The organism is Alkalihalobacterium chitinilyticum (assembly GCF_029028005.1).
Lineage (GTDB): Bacteria > Bacillota > Bacilli > Bacillales > Bacillaceae_F > Alkalihalobacterium > Alkalihalobacterium chitinilyticum.
This window is the reverse complement of the sequence record NZ_JAOTPO010000026.1, coordinates 18399-35134: the sequence shown is the minus strand read 5'-3', so window position 1 is coordinate 35134 and position 16736 is coordinate 18399. Positions and strand designations below refer to the sequence as shown.

Genomic DNA, 16736 nt, shown 5'->3' with positions numbered 1-16736 from the left:
CAGGAAGGAAGCAATCGTATGAGTAAACAAGAAACATTACCAAGAAAAACATTTGCTATTATCTCTCACCCCGATGCAGGGAAAACAACGTTAACGGAAAAAGTGTTACTGCTCGGCGGAGGAATAAGAAAAGCTGGAACTGTAAAAGGAAAGAAATCAGGTGTGTATGCAACATCTGACTGGATGGAAATTGAAAAGCAGCGTGGAATATCTGTTACTTCAAGTGTGATGCAGCTAGAGTACGAAGGAGTTCAAATAAATATTTTAGATACGCCAGGTCACCAAGACTTTAGTGAGGATACGTATCGTACATTAACAGCCGTTGACACAGCTGTCATGGTTATTGACGGAACAAAAGGGATAGAAGCACAGACGCTTAAATTGTTTAAGGTTTGTAAAATGAGAGGAATTCCTATACTAACCTTTATTAATAAGCTAGACCGTGAAGGAAAAGAACCGTTAGACTTATTAGCTGAAATTGAAGAAGTGTTAGAAATGGAAACGTATGCGATGAATTGGCCGATCGGTATGGGAAAAACCTTAAAAGGTATTTATAATCGGTCAGATCAATCGGTTGAAGTATTCATTGAAGGTCAAGAGCATCAAGTCGTCAGTCTTGAAGAAGCGGGTCTTCGTGATTATGAAACGGAAAAATTAGATGAAGATATTATGCTTCTTGATGAAGCAGGGAACACTTTTTCAATGGAAAAAGTAAGAGACGGAAAGATGACTCCTGTTTTCTTTGGCAGTGCTTTGAGTAACTTTGGGGTTCAAGGATTCCTTGAGCAATTTGTTCAATTAGCTGCACCCCCTCAACCTAGGCAATCATCAAAAGGGGAAGTTCAACCGAATGCCCCTCAGTTTTCTGGGTTTATTTTCAAAATTCAAGCGAACATGAATCCGAAGCACCGGGATAGAATCGCATTTTTACGTATTTGTTCAGGGGCATTTGAGAGAGGGATGGATGTAACCCTTGCCCGAACGGGGAAACGTATAAAGCTCGCACAGTCTCATCAATTTTTTGCTTCAGAACGTGAGACGGTCGATACGGCTTATGCTGGAGACATCATTGGAATTTATGATTCTGGCAACTATCAAGTGGGCGATACATTATTAACGGGAAATGACGTTTTTCAATATGAAGAACTGCCACAGTTCCCGCCTGAGCGATTTGCAAAAGTAATAGCTAAAAATGCTTTAAAACATAAGCATTTTCATAAAGGTCTTCACCAGCTTGTTCAAGAAGGAACGATTCAGCTATACCGTACCCCATATTTTGATGATTATATTTTAGGTGCAGTCGGTGAATTACAGTATCAAGTCTTTGAATACCGAATGAAGAATGAATATAACGTTGATATTGAATTAACATATCTTCCGCATTCCCTAGCAAGATGGGTCGTGGAAGGGGAAGTGACAGACCGAATGACAGACAGCCGCAAGCTTCTCGTTAAAGATCTTCACGAACGTACGGTGATCTTATTTGAGAATGACTTTACGTACAATTGGTTTAAGGATAAGTACCCTGAGGTTAAATTATCTTCGGGTTGGGATATGTTGTTTTAGGACTTGAAAAAGCTAGACGATGCGGTTACCTGCTCGTCTAGCTTTTTTACATTTATATAATATTAGCTTCACACTTGGTCTCAATACCGACTACCCATTCAAACGTAGTATCAAATAACTGTTGTTCATAAAGGTAACTAGAAAAGGTGTGGTCAGCATCTTGAATATAAGAATATTGTGTCGTTCCCGCTCTATTTTCTTTCAATGCATCATAGTAATCGATAGCATTGTCAGCAGGAACATCTTGATCGTCTGCAGCATGAATAATGTAGGCTGGTCCAAAGTAATTACGTATAGCCTTTAATGGATGGTGAAGCTTGAGATTTTCAAAAAAGAAATGGCTTAAATTAAATCCTTTGTAATCAAAAACTCCATTTTGGTGAGCTTGAGTAACGGCCTCTTCACTCGTTATCCGAACGATATCTGTGTACGGTCTTGCAACAGGGGACCATAAGATAAGCCGCTTGATTCGCTCATCCCTGCTAGCAGTCAGGGATGAAACAGCCCCGCCTAAGCTATGACCGACAACTGTTAATAGATTGGGATCGACTTGATCTATGGATAATACATAATCAATGGCAGATTGGAGCTCTTTAACTTGTTTTGTTAAGGTTACGTGACTATAATCGCCTTCACTTTCACCGCAACCGCCAAAATCAAAGCGGAAAACAAGAAATCCACGTTCAGAAAAGTAGTTTGCAGCTTTTACAAACAGACGATGTTCACCGACCTTACTCCCCACAAAACCGTGGACAAAGATCACCGCTGGAACATGCTTGTTTAGCGTTTGTTTTGGATAGTGAATCATAGCAGACAAGAGGGTATCTCCTGCGGGAAAATAAACGGGCTTAATCATAGGTAACGCCTCCAATCACAATAAAACATATTTGTTTACTTGGAATTAAGTATAATTCGATTTTAATAATTTTTCAAGAAGTAAATTTGTTCTTCACAGGATTGAGTTCGGTCTGTCTGGCTTATATTTTCAGTTAAGCGGTTTCGATATTATAGTGGATTGTGTTCAAGAAATCGATTAAAGAAAAAACCGAGATTAGAGCTTTAAAGCTCTAACTTCGGTTTTGTTTTGGTCAATTTGGTGATCCCATTTTTGTAGTGAAGCAATAGCTTCCTCATACATTTGTTTGTCTACATGTTTTGTCCCGTTTTGATCATAATGAATATAGTAAGCTAAACCTTCTCCCGTTGTGTGAATGCTTACACCACGCACTTTATCTTTTTTCATACCTATCGACTCCTAAGAATTTCTTTTATGTAAATTATTTTATAAAAAAATGATGAAGTAATAACCATACAATTGTATATAATACATGATTATCTAGAATAAATAAATATCGATTATTAAAATATAATCGTTAAAATGTTGAAGAGGGTAAGCGACTGGAGTGCACTAGTAATTTAGTATAAATTAGAAAGTTCTAAGCTCGAATAATGGTCCCAAAAGATAAAAAAGTAAATTTACTTTCAGAAAAGTTAAATTTTAGTGAAAATTTAAACTTTATAAAAGTAAAAACTTTCTACTTTATCTTAAAATTCTTTTTGTTATATAATAGCCCATGAGAGAAAAATAGATATAGGGGTTGAGAAGATATGAAAAAGTTTTTAATGGTTATGGCAGCTGGTATGTTATTAGTTGGCTGTGGAACAGCAGATACTGAGCCTGCAGAAGAGACAGAACAAGCTGGAGGAGCAACTGAAACTGAAGAAGTAGTTGAAGTTGAAGAGACTGGTTACTTAACAGCTGACGAGTTCAAAGAAAGAGCGCATGAAGGTAAAACGTACAGCTCATATGCTGCAGAGTTATTACTATGGGGTTCTGCACAAGAAATCCGTTATATCGATACAATCGATACTGAAAAAGAAGAATATGGTGCTTATAAAGTAGATATCATCCAAGTAGAAGATGGCTTTGTAGCAGTTGCTTTTGATGGTGAAGAGTTAACAGGTACATGGTTATTTGATACAGTAGATGAGGTTAAAGAAGAGATCGAACTGAAATCTGCAGAGTAATAATAAAAAAGTGAGGGCTTCCTCACTTTTTTTTGATTTATAACGGACTATTTAGATTTCCTTTTAATACTATTGTATCTAATAATAAGAAAAATACTGATGAGTACGACTAAAATAAATAATAGTAACCCAAATTTTAAAAAGTACCGTTCAACAATATACCACTTATTCCCGAGTTCCTGTCCTAGTGTGATAAAGAGGAAGACCCATGTAAAAGCACCGGTGTAGGCAAAGAGAGAAAATTTCATAAAGTTGTATTTGGATATTCCAGATAGATAGCCGGTAATATGACGCAGCCCTGGAATGAAATAACCGATAAAAAGAAGGATAGGGCCATACTTATAAAAAAGCTGTTGGGTATAAGCTACTTTTTTATGTGTAATGTGAAAACGGGGTCCATATTTCAATAAGAAAGGCAACCCAAGTTTTGCACCTAAAAAATAACTAATCGATATTCCGATTGTTGAGCCCGTAAAAGCAGAGAGTAAAGCTAATGTATACGACATCTTACCAGCATATGTATAATACCCAATCAATGTAAGTAATACTTCATCTGGTATAGGAAGACCTACAATTCCCCCTATTAGTATAATAATAATGGCAATATAGCCATACTTCATGATTAAAAACTCAAATAACTCCATAATGTCCCTCAACCGCTTCTTTCAGGTTTCGCCTACAATGTTAATTCATTATAAACTTAATAATTCGTGTACGTAAATGAGAATTTGCCTCTCTATGATATGTGCACAGTGAAAGTCGAATGACCGTCTGGCTGGTTTAAGTTATAATAAGATAAAGAGAAAATAATGGAAGTCGCGTAGTTTACTAGCTTAGACGAATTCAACTTAAACAAAACGTGTGTTTACTGACTTTCGAAAGGGGAATATGTATGTTTAAACGTATATTACTTCCTGCTGATGGGTCTGAGCATTCCATTAGGGCAGCAGAGAAAGCTATAGCCATCGCTAAAACGAGTAAAGATACATCTGTAACGGTTTTGTATGTAGTCGACGGGAGCACGTCAAAAGCAGACGTATTAAAAAATTGGGATGCTTTAGGGATAGTTTCCCAAAGAAAACAGAAGTTGAGTGCAATTGAGCAACAGGCAAAAAATGAAAACATTAATTATGAAGTGAAAATTGTAAGGGGAGAACCTGGGCTTGCGATTGTGAAGTATGCAAATGAGAAACAGTTTGATTTGATCGTCATCGGCAGTAGAGGACTAAATACACTGCAAGAAATGGTATTGGGCAGTGTAAGTCATAAAGTAGCAAAGCGTGCCAAGTGTCCAGTCATGATTGTGAAATGATATATTTTACGTAGATGTAATGGTTTTAATACAATTGTAATGTTAGAAACCTTGACAAATTATCGATATTTTTTTAAAATTCAGACATATACATTAGTAAGAGATGAAAACAACCCTAAGCTAGTGGTTGTTTTTTTATAACAAATTATGAAAGCGTTTACAAAAAAAGAAAATGGAATGGGGGATGAGTGTTGAAGCGAGCTAGCTACTCTAAGGAATTTAAAGCGAAGGTGGTGAAAGAAGCAATTGAAACAGGAAATAAATCGATGATTGCCAGAAGGTATGTGTTAAGTGTAGGTTTAGTCCATCGCTGGGTGGTCGAATATGAATCAGGAAAGTTCCAAAAGAGGCGCATAGGAGGTAACGTTGCTTTTGAGAAAAGTTAATGAATGAGTCCACATTCATTTTTATCCTTCAAATCATTTTCTACTAGTCATCCTACATTTTAATTCATAATAGGGTTAATCCTATATTGCTTGTACTGTTTGAGCGCTTAATCAGTTCTTTAAGCGTTCATTTTTTTTGTCCACTTCCTATGCTATAATTTAAATAATTATATCTAGGGTGGTGGATGGAGTTTGAAATTATCCAATAAAGCACTATTTCTATTAATCGCAGGAATTGCACTCCTTTATGGATTTTTATATTGGATTATTGGGAGTAGGTTTGTCGAATAATTTAAGTTGTCAATTTCCAAACTTTCACATATTGTTATCTCTAAGGAGATAAACAAAAAAGTTGTGTAACGATGCTCACAAGGATTCTCCCTTCTGGGCTTTTTTTGCGTTTTTTTTGTAACTTACACAGTGGTTTATCGTCTTAAATAAGGGAGGTGTCCTTTTTGGAGAGCACATTCGATCGTTTATATGAAACGTATCATCAGTCATTATTTCAATTTATATTTTATATGGTTCGAAGTCGTGAAACGGCAGAAGAGTTAGTTCAAGAAGTATATATTAAAGTTCTCCAGTCTTATGTATCTTTTGAAGGGAAAAGCAGTGAAAAGACATGGCTCTATTCCATTGCAAGGAATATTACGATTGATTGGATCCGAAAACAAAACCGCCAAAAAAGAAAGTGGTTAGGATTGCTTGGGCCGATTGAGAAAGCAGAAATTCGTGATCCAGCACCTTTACCTGAAGAAATTGTAACTCAATCCGACGAATTACGTCTAATTTATAAAGGGCTGGCACAATGCTCAACAGATCAACAACAAGTAATTATCCTAAGATATGTCCAGTCACTAACAATTACTGAAGCAGCCCAAGTTCTCGGGTGGTCTGAAAGTAAAGTGAAAACTACAACGCATCGAGCCATTAAAGCCTTAAAGGAATACGTTGGCCAGACTAACATTGGAGCTGTAAAGGAGGGATAATGTGGACAACAAAGATAACTTTGACTTAGAAGAGTTTGCGAATAAAATGAAACAACTCCCTAAGGTAAAAGATCATCGTTCAAAAGATGAGATATTTCGAAATATACAGAAGCAGATAAAAGCCGCTGAACCACAGAAAAGAAGAAGACCATGGCTGATGCCTACTCTTGCCAGTGCAACAGCTGCAGTTCTTTTATTGGCACTAATCCCTATGATACTAAGTAATGGAAGTGAAGAAGCCTTACCATATGCAGAAGAAGCCGAAGCTGGTGAAATGTTTATGGTTGACATGGACGAAGCTTTAGAGGAAGCAACAGAAACAACAATGGAATATACAAACTATATTTCTGCCATAATTGAAAGTAATCTTCAAGAGGACCAACGAGTAGTAACGATTCCATTTCTAGATGAGCAAGCCATGTTTATCGTTCCTTTGAGTTTTATTGTGAGAGACGATGATACGGTCTTAAATCAAATCTCTAGCATCTTAGAAGAGTATGACCCGTCAACTGTAGGTTTACTAGCTTCGCCTCTTGAAGGAGTGACTATGGAAGAAGTATCTAACACAACAGTTTCAGTTAACATTCCCCAGGTTCCAGCAGGATCTGCGAATGAAAATATGTTAATGGAGTCCATTAAGTCGGTAATTGAACCGTTAGGCTATGAAAGATTTAATATATTAGTTGATGGACAAAGAGGGGTAGATATTGGAAGTTACGGACCAGTGGAGGAAATGTCAGTTACGAGTGCTCCTTCAGGATACACAGCTTATGAAAATTCTACAGGCAGGACATTTTTAGTGGTTGGAGGACTTGGAGAAGTTACAGGGCTTAACTTTGAAGATATTGTTCAATTAATGACTTCCGTGACTTCCGGTATTGTAATTGACACGATAGAAACGTCAGACCAAGCTGCAACTATTTTATTTGGTCAAGGAACTGAACTAACCATACATGAAGAGGCATTAATCTTGGTAGAAGCGATATTACTGACTGCTAAGGACTTTAAGATAGAGGAAGTAGAATTTAAAAATGCAGGGGTAGAGGAATTTGGACCGTATCAGTTAAATGATAGAATATCAACAGAAATTTCACCAAACGGAATAGCTTTTCGTTAAGGGTAATTAGAAAGGGCAGTTCCCTAGAGAACTGCCCTTTTGTTCGTAAGTATAACATATTAGGATGTCTAGCTTTGACGCTCGAAGCCTAGCTAGACAACCTTTCCGCCACGCGGTAAGATCAACATTCTTCACTCAAGTTCACCGCATTTTCTTTATCTCTGCGCCTAAGGCCAGTCTGTATGTCGCAAAAACTTACACTGCGCTTCGACATTACGGGAAATAAAGAAAGTCGAATATTGCTTTCCCGGGAAATGAGTTGTCGAATTAAAAGGAGGAATGGGGTGAGCCATGCGTATCTAAAGTGAGTAACATAGTAGAGAAACCAGTTGAGGTAACGGCAATAACCGATAACAGTACTTCAGTAGGGGAAATAACAAAGATCCCACCTATAACAACAAGGAAATCAATAATAAAAATCATTATACCAATGTTTACTTTAGAGTAATCAGCAATCATTTGGGCAAGAAGATCAAGTCCACCCGTACTTATGTCGACTCGAAACATGATACCAACACCGGCACCTAATATAAGTCCGCCTAAGATTGCGCTCAGTAGTGGATTAAATTCATAGGGTAAAGTGAGGAAATCAAACCAATCAATAAATAAGGATGAAACGAGAAACCCTGGGATACTGTAATAAAAAAAGATACGATAGTATTTCCAAGCTAACATATAGATAGGTACACTTAGTAAAATAATGGACAGCCCAACGTCCAGATCCCATACATAATGAACAATTAATCCGACACCAATCATTCCACCATCAAGAATATGGTGAGGAATGAAGAACTGGTTAATCCCGTAACTTATCAAGAGACTACCAATTAAAACTGCAAACACTTTTTTAATCATGAGAAGCACCCTTCGCTTTCTGAGTTTAGGAGCTTGGCCCTCTAATTGTAAGGTATATGCATGTCTTGTTAGGTTAGAACAACAATTAAACAAGCCTGGCCTAATAAGGGCCAGGCTTGTTATCGATAGTTATGTTTTAGATGTCGTTGAATTAAAAACTAACGGATTAACAGATTTATATTAAATAAGAAAGAAGAGCACTAGCAATACCAAAATAAATGAGAAGTGAAAAGATATCATTTAAAGTTGTAATTAATGGACCAGAGGCTACAGCTGGATCAACTCGAAGTCGATATAACGCAAGAGGAATGACAGTTCCAGCCATCGTTCCTACGATAAGAGTAATTAATAAGGATATACCAACGACAATACCTAATACAAAACTTCCTTGCCAAACAAACGCAATAAGGAGAATAAGAATTCCGCAAACAATACCAATGGTAATACCGACTCGTAGCTCCCGGAAAATCAATTTAATGACTGTTTTTCGATCGACAGTCGTTGTCACAATACCTCATACAACAACTGCAAGTGATTGGGTGCCTGTATTTCCAGTCATTCCTGCAATCATCGGCATAAAGAAAATCAGGGCAAGAACTTGTTCTAATGTCTCCTCAAAGCTGTTAAGTATTTGCCCAGATACAAGACCAATAAATAACAGTAAAATAAGCCAAGGCAGTCGCCTAGCGGAAGCTGTTAAAGCTTTCGTGTTAAAGTCAATGTCTTTACCTGAAGCCGATAATTTTTCAATATCTTCATTTGCTTCTCGAATAACGATATCAATTGCATCGTCAACTGTGATAATACCTAATAATGTTTGATCTTTCTCAACTACAGGTACGGCAATAAAGTCATACCGCTCAATGATTTGTGCTACGTCTTCTTGGTCAGCATCTACGGGTACGGCGATAACACGGCTAAACATAATTTCTGATATTCTCTCATCAATATGTGCCATTAATAGATCACGATAAGAAACAACACCAACAAGCTTTTTCTCTTCATTAATAACGTATAAATAATAAATGTTTTCTGAAATACCTGCATAAACCTTGAGCTTGTCAACCGCTTCTCGAACCGTATAATTTTCCTTAATCCATATAAACTGATCGGTCATAAGTCCACCCGCAGAGTCTGGGGGGTAATTCATTAAATCACGAACCGTTTCTGATTCTTCTTGTTTCATCGCATCGAGAAACTCTTGAATTTTATCACCAGAGAGGTCAGTTAATAAGTCAGCAACATCATCATTATCCATTAAGTTCATGACCTTTGATGAACGTTCTATACCGAGTTTGTGCAACATTTCAATTTGTAGATCCCGTTCTAATTCAGCAATTAATGCTGCAATTTGATTTGGCGTCAAGAAAGTAAGAAATTTATGATGGTGCTTATCGGGGAGGCCTCTGTACAATTGTGCAAAATCGTATGGGTGTAGTTCATCTAATAGTTGTTGAAGGGCGTGTCGTTTAGATTCTTTCAAATATTTAATGACTAAAACTAGCATTTGGTTATCTGACATGTTAGCGATCATTGTATCACCCGCTTTAGTTTGTTGTATATTTTATGTATCTTCATATGTAATGGACTAGTTAAAACACTATTAAATGTACTCGAATATCGTTTGTTAGTAAATCATTTTTTTATGGATTAAATCCATAGATTTATGTAAGACTTTAAATAGAGAACCTTGAATTAGATGTTAAACAAATAGGAATAGTGTATAATGAAAAAAATGTTAATTGGGGGCGTAAGAGATGGGCATGAAATACGATGATAAAGTGAAGAATAGATTGAAGCGTATTGAAGGTCAAGTCCGAGGCATCCTTAAAATGATGGACGAAGAAAAAGAATGTCAAGATATCGTTGGACAAATGGCTGCGGTACGTAATGCGCTTGACCGTGCAATTGGAGTAGTCGTAAGTACGAATTTAGAGGCCTGTATTCGAGAACAAATTGAAAACGGGGAAAACACAGAGGAAACGATAAAAGAAGCGGTCAATTTATTAGTGAAAAGCAGATAAAAAAATAGTAAGGCGAGACTGACTTCATAGCAAGTCAGTCTTTTTGTTTTATAACTATAGATCTGAAAGAAGTATACGAAGTTGTAATACTCACATAATAAAGGGAGAACAAGTAAGAAATGGAGCGTTTAGTATGTTCTTCTTAAATAAACTGAAAAAACAGCCTAAATTTAATACGTATGATTACAATGATTTTCTTACAAGGAAAATCGGCCTAGAAGATATAAATTACATTACAACTGATATTAGTAGTGTGAAAGATATAGTTACTAAGGTTTTTGAGAATATGGACGATTTCTTCATTCGAGAAATTAAAGTTACGGAAGATCATGTAGTGAATTTCTATTTTTTTATTGGACTCATTGACACGAGTCTGTTTCAAGAAAGTATTATTAGGCCCATTACAGATCGAAGCAAAAGTGACCAGAACATCAATGTTGATTCATTAGGCGATCTAATGAATATGGTTCAATACTTTGAGCCGAAGGATTGGAAGGAATTATTAGAGCGTTGTATGCGTGGAGAGGTAATATGTCACTTTTCGGGAAATAAACCTGTGACAATCGCACTCGGTGATGTAGAAACGCGAAGTCTTCAAAACCCATCGACGGAACAGCAGGTGTACGGGCCAAAGATTGGTTTTATTGAAGATGTTCATAAAAATATGGCACTGATGAGAAAGTACTTTCCTGACCCGAGATTAAAAATACAAAAGTATCAGGCGGGGTCAGTTACTCATACCCAATTGGCATTGGTGTACCTTGAAGAATATGCGGATCCAGCTGTCGTTCGTAAGCTTCAAGAGCGTCTTTCGAAAATAAAGACGGATCAAATTTTGACCTCTAAAATGTTAAGTCAGTATTTAGTAGACTTTCCAAAGACGCCATTTCCACTCGCAATGAAAACAGAGCGGCCGGATCGGGTTGCTTTTTCATTAACACAAGGCAAAGTGGCGATTCTTATAAACAATTCAACCTTCTCATTAATATTACCGATTTCTTTAATCAATTTTTATGAAACAGGTGACGACAATGACGAGTCTTCTACATGGAGTCATAGCTTTATTATGTTCCTGCGTATCGCCTGTGTTATGGTCGCAGCGATGTTTCCATCAGTGTATGTCGCTTTAGTTGCATTTCACCCGGAATTAATTCCAACGACGTTAGCTATGACATTGGCAGCATCACGAAATAACATTCCGCTTCCGGCAGGGTTTGAAGCACTTCTGATGATGTTCGCACTCGATGTACTTGTTGAATCTAGTATTCGGCTGCCGAGTTTTATTGGTCAAACAATTGGTATCGTCGGCGGTTTAGTTATTGGTCAAGCTGCAGTTGAGGCTGGGATTGTGAGTAGCACAATGGTAATTGTTATAGCGTTCACAGCGATTGCTTCCTTTACGGCACCGTCATGGGAGATTGCGTCAACGTGGAGAGTGGTTCGCTACGTACTGCTCATCACTACATTATTTTTAGGTTTATACGGTCTTACGCTCATCATTTGTTTATTATTTATCCATCTATGTGCTCTACATTCAGTTTCAAAGCCGTATTTAACTCCTTTTGCCCCATTAAATGTAAAAGAAGCAGTGAATACGTTTTTTAGATTGAATCCCGAGGCAAGACAAGAAGAGGGTGAAGCGAATGAAAAATGATGAACAAATCTTTCGTTCCTTTGATATATTTGCGTTTACTGTGTGTTCAACATTTGGTGTTGGATTAGTATTTCTTCCGTTTGTCTCCGGGGAAGAAATTCGAAGTGCATGGTTAAAACTTATTGTAGGTGTTATTCCTTATTTCATCCTTGTTTATTTCATTCATCGATTTGTTCAGAAATATGAAAGTCAAAATCTGTTTTCAGAATCAAAAAAGCAGCTGCCTAAACTTATCTTTTACGGTATAGTTATTTATTTTATTTTAAGCACTTTATATAGTGGAATAGTTGTGATTAAAGGAATGGATACGATTGTCCAAACGTATTTACTTCCTGAAACCCCCAGGTGGATAATCGTAGGGAGCTTTTTACTAGTAGTAGGTGCGGCGGCTTATTATGGAGTGGCTGCGATTACACGATTTGTGGTGTTCTTTGTTCTGTTTGATGTGATTATCTTACTTTTTTTAGTTACGTTACTTTTGGGAGAACATTTCAGGTGGATCTATATTCCGCCAGTTATAGCGGTTGATCCAGTTACATTTTCCCTTAGTACATTATCGGATACGATTCGCTATGCCGGTGTCTTTGCCTTGCTAGCATTTGTAAGTCATGTGAAAAAGAAAGAAAAAGTGTTGCACTCGATGAACTACGGTCTCATTTTTGTAATGGTGACTTATGTGATCCTAAGTCTAGTAGCAGTTGGTACTTTTGGGTTTGAAGAAAGTTTAGCATTGGTATCTCCTTTTATTTCTCTTGTTCAAACGTTTGGTGGAGAAGCGGGTGGCCTGGAGCGAATCGATTTATTTTTTGTAAGCTTTTGGATTATTGCATTTTATAAAATGGTTATCATCCACGTTTGGTTTATGGTCTACGTGGCAAGAATAGCCTGGCCCAAAATACAGCCTGAAAAGTGGGTGATTACTTATATACTAATTCTCTTTATAGGAATAATGGCAACAGCCGATTTTACAAATGAACCGTGGCGCCCTTACCATGTAAACACATTAATCTACTCCTTTATATTACCTATGGTACTCCTTTGTTATTTCTTATTTAGAAAAAAGAGAGGAAGGGCGAGCCATGAAGGTTAAACGCTTTCTAGTGATTATTATACTACTTATCATTTGTAATGGCTGTGTTCCAGATTCTAGGGAGTTAGATCAACGTTCCATGATTGTTGGGATGGCGATTGATAAAGGAACGGAAAAAAATTATGCTGTTACCATTCAATTACCGATTCTAACTGAAGGCATCGGCCAAGGAGTAGAGGCTGCCCCTGGCGGACAAGAATTTGAAGCATTTCATGAGGAAGCAGATACAATCTGGGATGCGATCGTTAAGATTGAGTCACTGACTCCGACTGTTCTCTTTTTTGGTCATTTAAAAGCCGTAGCCATTTCTGAAGCTATTGCAAGAGAGGACCTTGATAAAGTAATCAACTTTTTAGACCGTGAAACAACTGTAGCCAACCAAGTGTATCTATTAGTTGTAGAAGAGGAAAATGCAGAAGATTTTATTAAAAGAGAGTCGCCTCTTGTCCAGTTACCTGCCCTATATTTAAGTCGTTTTTTTGATGCCGATCAAAAAATAGCCAGAGCTCAAGGTGTGAAATTATTTGAATTTCTGCGTGATAGTAATATGATTTCTGGAGCCTCGTCATTACCTTTAGCGAGATCGAAAGGAGATCAAATGGAAATCGATGGGATGGCGGTGTTTGAGGATTATAAAATGGCTGGGAAACTACTCGAACGTGAGGTTGGCATTAGTGAGTTACTACATGACAATGAAATTAGTTCGATGAATTACACCACGGTGCTGGATCATAATGGAGTTAAGACAACGGTCTCATTGACTCGAATGGACTTAAGAGCAAATATTGATTATAAAAAATCCGAACCTGTCAAATTTCAAATAGATGTCAAAGGTGATGCTGAGATTATTGATGTTGCGACGGTGAAGGAACTTACTGATTTAGAATTCATCTCAAAATTAGAAACAAAAATGGAAAAAGAAATAAAGGAAGAAATTAAGCGGACGACAGCTAAAATGCAAGAAATGAATGTAGAGCCTTGGTTGTTAGGTCACAGGGTTTGGGCGACTGCTCCGTCGTATTTTGAAACGTTAGATTGGAGAGAAACTGGCTGGCGTGACGCTCAATTTGACATTGATGTCACTTTTAATATTTCCAATACAGGTCAGCGGGGTAAATATGACAAACAAAAGATTGGCCGATAAAACCTAGTAAGTTAACGTCTTTTCATTGACGCTTAGGCTTGTCCTGTGCTAAAATTTTAACAATGAATATCATTCTCATCGATAAAGTTGAGGAGCATCGGAGGTTAGCTATGAGCTTCATTCAGTTTGATAACGTTACCAAATATTATAACAGATCGGCTACTCCTGCCGTTGACCAATTAAATCTTGAGATTTTAGAGGGTGAGATCATCACTCTTTTAGGACCAAGTGGTTGTGGAAAAACGACAACGTTAAGAATGCTAGCAGGATTTGAACAACCGACTAAAGGAAAAATTCAAATCGGTGATGAAGTCGTTTATGATGAACGACGCTCCTTACCCCCAGAAAAACGAGGGATAGGGATGGTGTTTCAAGACTATGCCTTATTTCCGCATCTTACAATTGAAAAGAATGTTACGTTTGGTTTAAATAAATGGAAAACAAGAGATAAGAAGAAACGTGCGCAAGAAGTTCTTGAGTTAGTTGGTCTAGGTGAATTTGGGCATCGCTTGCCAAGTGAATTATCTGGAGGACAACAACAACGTGTTGCATTAGCTCGCGCATTAGCACCTAAGCCCAAAGTAATTTTAATGGATGAGCCATTTAGTAACTTAGATGCTGGTCTAAGAGAAAAAATGCGTTATGATGTAACGAATATTCTTAGAAAAGCAAAAGCAACGGCGATCATTGTAACCCATGACCAAAAAGATGCTTTTGCGGTGTCTGACCGAGTCGTTGTTATGAATGAAGGGATCATCCAGCAAATTGCTGCTCCTAGGGAAATGTATCGTTGTCCAAAAAACTGCTTTGTAGCTCAATTCGTTGGTAAAACAAATTTAATTTCTGGAACTTTATGTCCGGACTTAAAACACGTTGAAACGCATATTGGCCGTGTTTGTTTACCGCAGCAATCTGATAAGACTATCGATAATGTAATGGTATCTATTCGCCCGGAAGGCTGTCGTCTCGCTGAAGAAGGACGTTACGCTGGCATGGTAGAACGAGTTACATACAGCGGTGAATACCAAGAAGTACATGTCCGTTTACAATCAGACCAACCGTCTAATGAGCCGATGGTTATCTACGCACCGATCGAACAAGACATTGAGATTGGAAGTGTAGTGACATTTGATATAACTCCGGAATTAGTTGCTTTAGTAGATTAATTAAATAATATGGTGGACTGACTCATAAAGTGCCCGCTTTTTCGCAAACTATAGATAGCTTGAACATGCTCTATCTTGCGAATTAGTGGGCTTTTCTTTTGAGCCAGTTTTTTTTCGCCATAAAATTGTAACTTTCTACAAAACTAAAATTTTTTTTAAAAAAGTCCATTGACAATGATTATCAATTGCACTATACTACGAATTGTAGTTGAGATTGAGAATGAGTTTCATTCCAATTACAAATAAAAAATGTTACATATTTATGGGGGGAAACATACGCAATGAAAAAATCATTAAAAGTTTTAATGCTTGCTATGATGGCACTAGCATTAGTGTTTGTAGCAGCTGCTTGCGGTAGTCAAGATGAAACTCAAACAGAACCAGAAACAGGTGGGGAACAACCACAAGAAGAGCAACAAGAAGAAACGGATCAAGAAGAAGCAGTAGCTGAATTAGAAGGCGAGATCATAGTTTATTCAAGCCGTAATGAGAAATTCGTTCAACCATTACTTGACAAGTTTGCTGAAGAAACAGGATTAACAGTAAGACCTTTACATGAAGCTGACGCACTTCAATTAAGAGAAGAAGCTGGAAATGTTCAAGCTGACATCTTTATTTCAAATGATGTTGGTGCTTTAGAATATTTACGTATGGAAGATTTATTAACTGCTTTTGAAGGTGAAGGTGTGGAAGCAATCGATGCACAGTACCGTGCGGATGATAATTCATGGATCGCACTTTCGGCAAGATCACGTGGTTTCATTTATAATAAAGATATGATTACAGAAGAAGAAATGCCAAAAACAATGGAAGATTTAATGGATGATAAATTTAATGGACAATTTGCTATCACTCGTGGTGGAAATGGTGGTATGATTGGTAATGTATCAGCACTACGTAACGAGTGGGGCGATGAGAAAACAGCTGAATGGATTGAGGCAATTAAAGAAAATGCAGCTGGAATTTATAACGGGCATGGTGACATTCGTATGGCAGTAGGTGCTGGTGAGCATGCATTTGGTTTAGTTAACAACTATTACTATCACCAACAACTAGAAGAACCAACAAATAACAACGTTGGATTTATCTATCCTGACCAAGGTGAAGGTGAAATGGGAGTTATTGCAAACGCGGCTGGAGTAGGGCTAGTAAAAGGTGCTCCAAATGAAGCAAATGCAAAAGCGTTCATTGAATGGTTACTATTACCTGAAAATCAGCTAGCTTTCGTTGGGGAGTCTTTAGAAGTTCCAATGAACCCAGATTTAGAGCCACCATATGCGGCGGCAGTTAAATTAAGTGATTTAAAAGTACAAAAAATGCCACTAAAAGATCTTGGACAATACTTTGAAGATACAAAAGATCTAATCGAACAATCAGGCTTAGACCTTGAATTAAGATAATTGCA

General features: G+C 37.4%; 16 protein-coding genes and 1 pseudogene. 12 read left to right on the top strand and 5 right to left on the bottom strand.

Annotated elements, in window-relative coordinates; translation table 11 throughout:
• The first annotated feature begins 18 nt into the window (after positions 1-18).
• Positions 19-1566 carry a peptide chain release factor 3 gene (locus tag N7Z68_RS22565; RefSeq protein ID WP_275120694.1) on the top strand — a complete coding sequence of 516 codons (1548 nt, stop codon included), beginning with the start codon at positions 19-21 and terminating at the stop codon, positions 1564-1566.
• A gap of 52 nt (positions 1567-1618) precedes the next feature.
• On the opposite strand, the gene N7Z68_RS22560 is transcribed toward N7Z68_RS22565, so the two are convergent.
• Positions 1619-2422, bottom strand: coding sequence for an alpha/beta hydrolase family protein (locus N7Z68_RS22560; RefSeq protein WP_275120693.1), 804 nt, complete (start codon positions 2420-2422; stop codon positions 1619-1621).
• Positions 2423-2617: 195 nt separating this feature from the next.
• A complete protein-coding gene (locus N7Z68_RS22555; RefSeq protein WP_275120692.1) occupies positions 2618-2809 on the bottom strand; it encodes a hypothetical protein in 192 nt (63 codons plus the stop codon).
• 365 nt (positions 2810-3174) lie between these two features.
• Between N7Z68_RS22555 and N7Z68_RS22550 the strand changes: the two genes are divergently transcribed.
• A complete protein-coding gene (locus N7Z68_RS22550; RefSeq protein WP_275120691.1) occupies positions 3175-3594 on the top strand; it encodes a hypothetical protein in 420 nt (139 codons plus the stop codon).
• 47 nt (positions 3595-3641) lie between these two features.
• Here the strand turns inward: N7Z68_RS22550 and N7Z68_RS22545 are convergent, their stop codons facing one another.
• Positions 3642-4238 carry a DedA family protein gene (locus N7Z68_RS22545; RefSeq protein ID WP_275120690.1) on the bottom strand — a complete coding sequence of 199 codons (597 nt, stop codon included), beginning with the start codon at positions 4236-4238 and terminating at the stop codon, positions 3642-3644.
• Between the two features lie 248 nt (positions 4239-4486).
• Here N7Z68_RS22545 and N7Z68_RS22540 point away from each other — a divergent pair, with 248 nt between their 5' ends.
• From N7Z68_RS22540 to N7Z68_RS22525, 4 genes are all read left to right on the top strand, one after another.
• Positions 4487-4906: a universal stress protein gene (locus N7Z68_RS22540; protein WP_275120689.1), complete on the top strand. Its 420-nt coding sequence runs from the start codon at positions 4487-4489 to the stop codon at positions 4904-4906.
• Between the two features lie 191 nt (positions 4907-5097).
• Positions 5098-5292, top strand: a complete 195-nt coding sequence (locus N7Z68_RS22535) for a transposase (RefSeq protein WP_275120688.1) — start codon at positions 5098-5100, stop codon at positions 5290-5292.
• A gap of 455 nt (positions 5293-5747) precedes the next feature.
• Entirely contained in the window at positions 5748-6281 is a 534-nt protein-coding gene (locus N7Z68_RS22530) for an RNA polymerase sigma factor SigX (RefSeq protein ID WP_275120687.1), read from the top strand.
• Position 6282: 1 nt separating this feature from the next.
• Positions 6283-7398 (top strand): RsiX family anti-sigma factor, encoded by a 1116-nt coding sequence (locus N7Z68_RS22525; RefSeq protein WP_275120686.1) that lies wholly within the window; start codon positions 6283-6285, stop codon positions 7396-7398.
• 267 nt (positions 7399-7665) lie between these two features.
• On the opposite strand, the gene N7Z68_RS22520 is transcribed toward N7Z68_RS22525, so the two are convergent.
• Together N7Z68_RS22520 and mgtE are read right to left on the bottom strand one after the other, a co-directional pair.
• Positions 7666-8253 (bottom strand): YitT family protein, encoded by a 588-nt coding sequence (locus N7Z68_RS22520; RefSeq protein ID WP_275120685.1) that lies wholly within the window; start codon positions 8251-8253, stop codon positions 7666-7668.
• Positions 8254-8428: 175 nt separating this feature from the next.
• Positions 8429-9787 (bottom strand): annotated as a pseudogene (mgtE, locus tag N7Z68_RS22515) (magnesium transporter).
• Between the two features lie 229 nt (positions 9788-10016).
• On the opposite strand from mgtE, the gene N7Z68_RS22510 reads away from it, so the two are divergent.
• The 6 genes from N7Z68_RS22510 to N7Z68_RS22485 all read left to right on the top strand — a co-directional run bounded on the left by N7Z68_RS22510 (position 10017) and on the right by N7Z68_RS22485 (position 16731).
• The gene (locus N7Z68_RS22510) at positions 10017-10277 is read left to right on the top strand and encodes a metal-sensitive transcriptional regulator (RefSeq protein ID WP_275120709.1); all 261 of its coding nucleotides are present in this window, start codon (positions 10017-10019) and stop codon (positions 10275-10277) included.
• A gap of 133 nt (positions 10278-10410) precedes the next feature.
• A complete protein-coding gene (locus N7Z68_RS22505) occupies positions 10411-11931 on the top strand; it encodes a spore germination protein (protein WP_275120684.1) in 1521 nt (506 codons plus the stop codon).
• On the top strand, positions 11921-13021 hold the full coding sequence (locus N7Z68_RS22500) for an endospore germination permease (protein ID WP_275120683.1): 1101 nt from the start codon (positions 11921-11923) through the stop codon (positions 13019-13021). The genes N7Z68_RS22505 and N7Z68_RS22500 overlap by 11 nt, the downstream gene beginning before the upstream one ends.
• A complete protein-coding gene (locus N7Z68_RS22495) occupies positions 13011-14165 on the top strand; it encodes a Ger(x)C family spore germination protein (protein WP_275120682.1) in 1155 nt (384 codons plus the stop codon). The genes N7Z68_RS22500 and N7Z68_RS22495 overlap by 11 nt, the downstream gene beginning before the upstream one ends.
• 110 nt (positions 14166-14275) lie before the next feature.
• On the top strand, positions 14276-15331 hold the full coding sequence (locus N7Z68_RS22490; protein WP_275120681.1) for an ABC transporter ATP-binding protein: 1056 nt from the start codon (positions 14276-14278) through the stop codon (positions 15329-15331).
• A 281-nt stretch (positions 15332-15612) separates the two neighbouring features.
• Positions 15613-16731 (top strand): extracellular solute-binding protein, encoded by a 1119-nt coding sequence (locus tag N7Z68_RS22485; RefSeq protein WP_275120680.1) that lies wholly within the window; start codon positions 15613-15615, stop codon positions 16729-16731.
• Positions 16732-16736: the final 5 nt, after the last annotated feature.